3 protein-coding genes are annotated in these 3,163 nt (G+C 56.8%); 1 reads left to right on the top strand and 2 read right to left on the bottom strand.

All coding sequences use genetic code 11. From position 1 onward, the window contains the following. Both QM579_RS01375 and QM579_RS01370 read right to left on the bottom strand, forming a co-directional pair. Nucleotides 1-819 (bottom strand): YitT family protein (locus QM579_RS01375; RefSeq protein ID WP_414997438.1); only part of this gene is annotated, 819 nt, incomplete at its 3' end. A gap of 26 nt (nt 820-845) precedes the next feature. Then, a complete protein-coding gene (locus tag QM579_RS01370; RefSeq protein ID WP_414997437.1) occupies nt 846-1,643 on the bottom strand; it encodes a sulfite exporter TauE/SafE family protein in 798 nt (265 codons plus the stop codon). Nucleotides 1,644-2,060: 417 nt separating this feature from the next. On the opposite strand from QM579_RS01370, the gene QM579_RS01365 reads away from it, so the two are divergent. Next, on the top strand, nt 2,061-3,017 hold the full coding sequence (locus tag QM579_RS01365; protein ID WP_414997436.1) for an aspartate carbamoyltransferase catalytic subunit: 957 nt from the start codon (nt 2,061-2,063) through the stop codon (nt 3,015-3,017). The last annotated feature ends 146 nt before the right edge of the window (nt 3,018-3,163 follow it).

The following is a 3,163-nucleotide window of genomic DNA, read 5'->3' as shown; positions in this document are numbered from 1 at the left end:
TTCAACAATGAAGAGCGCGTTGCGGTCAATGCTGAAAACAAGATTCTCCAACCTCTTGAGCGCGATATTGTTGGTAACTGTAAGCAGAATTTCGCGGTCAGAACCGGAGTATGCTCCCTTGCCCCGCAGCATGGTAGCGCCAAAGCGTTCTGTTACCAGAATGGCTTCGCTGATTTCTTCACCGTGATCGGAAATGATAAAGACCAGCTTGCGCCGGTTGAACATGCCCAGCACGTATTCAAGCGCGTTGGACGAAATGAACATCATGATCATTGAGGCCACTATGAGATCAAAGGGCAGGCGGTAAGCGCCCATCAGAAAAAGCAGGCCGTTGAAAATGACGTTGAACTGGCCGATGGAAAAATTCCAGCGATCCTTGAGCACCACGGCGATAACGTCTGTGCCGCCGCCGCTGCCAAGGGTTCGCAGCATCAGGCCCCCGGCGGTGCCATGCAGAACGCCGCCTACAACCGCGGCATACAGTTCACTTTGCAGGGGAATGGTAAAGTTGATGAAAAAGCCGAAAACCGTCGTACACAGCGTGCCGTAGGCTGTATAGAGCAGAAAGCGCTTCCCCACAAAAAACCAGCCGAAAAGATAGATGGGCACGCAAATCATAGCGTACCACACAAGGGGGGTGAGCGTGCCTGTCCAGTAATTGGTAAGCAGCGCCACACCCATAATGCCGCCAGCGAGAAAATCGTGTGGAGCCGCCACGCTCTGGATGCAGATAGCGGTGAGCAAGCCGCCCATAGTCAGCAGAAAAAGGTTCCACCAGACGGATTCAGCAAGTTTGTGGTTGTAGGAATAGAGTTTCATGTTTCTATCTTGACAGCAATTACGGGTTACAGCAATCCCCAGGCCATCTTGACGGCCATGATAATCAAAAAGCAGGCAAAGCCGCGCTTAAGCTTGTCTGCGGGCAGGGCGTGCGACAGCTTGACCCCAAGGGGCGCAGTAAGAAAGCTGGCCGAGGCTATGCCCAGCAAAGCCCACAGGTTTACAAAGCCCAGCGTCATTGAGGGAAGGTCAGGCCGTCCCCAGCCGCCCACAATAAAGCCCAGAGTTCCGGCCACAGCTATGGGAAATCCGATGGCGGCTGAAGTGCCCACGGCATGGTGCAGGGGCACGTTGCAGGAAGACATGAAGGGTACGGAAAGCGTGCCGCCGCCAATGCCCACAAAGCTTGAAAGAAGGCCTATGCCCAGGCCCACGCCCGATGTACCGGCAAAGCCCGGCATGTTGCGTGTGGCCGGAGGCCGATAGCCTGAAAGCATCTGGGCAGCCACCACAAACAGAAAGCAGATGAAGATGATCTTGAGAGCAAGCGTGGGCATGTGTGTGGCGATGAGCCCGCCCACAAACGTACCAAGAAGGATGCCCGGCGTAATGTTGCGAAAGATGTCCCAATGCACGGCGCCGCGTTTGTTGTGAGCGCGGGCGCTGGAAATGGAGGTAATCATGATACTGGCGAGGGACGTGCCCAAAGCCATTTGCTGCACGTATTCCACAGGCACGCCAACAGTGGGAAATATGGCTACCATCATAGGCACAAGCACTATGCCGCCACCCACGCCCAGCAGTCCGGCCAGCACGCCAGCCACAGCGCCACATGCAAGGTAGATCACAAGAGTCAAAAGCATCGGTTACATCCTCCAGAAGAGAGCCTGATGGAATACTGATGAAAAATGCCGGGCCTCGGCAGCAAGTCGTACTGCAGCGTCGAATCATGCCTAAGCTGGCAGCCGCACGCAGATGCCAGCCGTCAACCGGATTGCCCTGTGCTGTCAAGAAGACGGTATTGCCCTCCTCTAACTAGACAATGGCCCAGCGGGCGTCAACAGACTTTTTGCTTTACAAAGCCCCTTTGCGCGCCTACAAATTGGGAATGATGTCTGCCGCTCCCATACTCTGCATATTCAGGGGGGCGCCCCTATCGGCGCCTTGGACGCCCGGTTTTTTTGATTTCAAATCGTTCCGGGTCAGGGCCGCAGCCACTCCCGCCGTTCCCCGTTGATAAAGTCAGCGGGGCTTTTTTTTACCTTTTACACAGCAATGACATGAATACCGAAAATCGTTACCACTGGCCACACAAAGACCTTCTGGACGTGACCCAGCTGAGCAGGCCCGACACCCTGCATCTTCTGGATCTGGCCGCCAGCTTTCAGGAAATAAACACCCGTCCTGTCAAGAAGGTACCCACACTCAAGGGCAAGACCGTGGTGCTCTTTTTTGTGGAAGACAGCACCCGCACCAAAACCTCGTTTGATGTGGCGGGCAAGCGTCTTTCGGCGGATACCTTCGCTCTGGGCAAAAGCGGCTCCAGCCTCAACAAGGGCGAAAGCCTCAAGGACACGGCCCTGACGTTGCAGGCCATGTCGCCAGACGTGATTGTCATACGCCATTCCAGCAGTGGTGCGGCCCGTTATATTGCGGATCTGCTGCCCTGCGGCGTGGTTAATGGCGGCGACGGCTGGCACGCCCACCCCACCCAGGCCCTGCTGGATTGCTTCAGCTTGCGTCAGGCATGGGACAATACCTTTGAAGGCCGTACCCTGCTTATTCTTGGCGACATTGCGCACAGCCGGGTGGCGCGGTCAAATATTCACCTGCTGACCAGCCTTGGCGTGCGCGTGCGTATCTGCGCTCCGCGAACCCTGCTGCCCGCAGGAGTGGACCATTGGCCTGTGGAAGTATATACAAATCTTGAAAAGGCCGTGCGCGACGTGGACGCCGCCATGTGTCTGCGCCTGCAGCTGGAACGCCAGCAGGCCGGGCTTTTGCCGGATCTGGCTGAATACTCGCGGCGCTTTTGCCTGGGCCTCGGGCATATGGAATTGGCCCGGCCCGGAGCCAAGGTGTTGCACCCCGGCCCGATGAACCGCGGGTTGGAAATTTCCGATGACATGGCCGACGCTTCTGCCAGCCTGGTACTGAACCAGGTGGCGGCGGGCGTGGCAACGCGCATGGCCGTGCTTTATCTTCTGGCCACGCGTAACGATGGAGGACGCGCATGAGGCTTTGCATCAAAAACGCCCGTCACCTGGAAGCTCCTGTGGATCTTCTGGTGGACGGCGGCAAGATTATGACAATGACCCCGGCTGGCCATCACGAGGCTCCCGAAGGGTGCGAAATTTTTGATGCTTGTGGCCTCGTGCTTATG

Source organism: Desulfovibrio sp. (assembly GCF_047607245.1).
Taxonomy (GTDB): domain Bacteria; phylum Desulfobacterota; class Desulfovibrionia; order Desulfovibrionales; family Desulfovibrionaceae; genus Desulfovibrio.
This window is presented reverse-complemented; position numbering and strand designations above follow the sequence as displayed.

What these genes read in the sequence shown, in the direction of transcription:
- QM579_RS01370 (WP_414997437.1), bottom strand. Translation starts at nt 1,643, where the DNA reads ATGCTTTTGACTCTTGTGATCTACCTTGCATGTGGCGCTGTGGCTGGC.
- QM579_RS01365 (WP_414997436.1), top strand. Translation starts at nt 2,061, where the DNA reads ATGAATACCGAAAATCGTTACCACTGGCCACACAAAGACCTTCTGGAC.